Annotated in this window: 1 protein-coding gene; it reads left to right on the top strand. The window is 31.3% G+C overall.

Translation table 11 applies throughout. The annotated features are described in order from the left end of the window. Positions 1 to 335 (top strand): M15 family metallopeptidase (locus COE53_RS23675; RefSeq protein WP_142350434.1); only part of this gene is annotated, 335 nt, incomplete at both ends.

The raw sequence follows: 335 nt of genomic DNA, 5'->3' as shown, positions 1-335 counted from the left end.
ACAGTTTTAGTAAACAAAAAATATTTTTTACCTAAAAATTATGTTCCAAAGGATCTAGTTTATCCAAATGTTTCATTCATTTTTAAAGAAAAGCTTGAAAAACGAAAAATGAGAAAAGAAGCAGCGATCGCATTAAAGAAATTATTTGCTGGAGCAAAAAAAGATCATATCTATTTAAGTGGTGTTTCAGGATATCGCTCTTATGCGACTCAGAAAGTTCTTTTTAATCGATATGTAAAAGAAGATGGCTATGTTAATGCAAGAAAGTATAGTGCATTACCCGGTTCAAGTGAACACCAATCAGGATTAGCAATTGATGTAAGTAGTAGCACTGG

The sequence above is a fragment of the Bacillus sp. AFS029533 genome (assembly GCF_002585125.1).
Classification (GTDB): Bacteria; Bacillota; Bacilli; order Bacillales; family Bacillaceae_G; genus Gottfriedia; species Gottfriedia luciferensis_B.
This window is presented reverse-complemented; position numbering and strand designations above follow the sequence as displayed.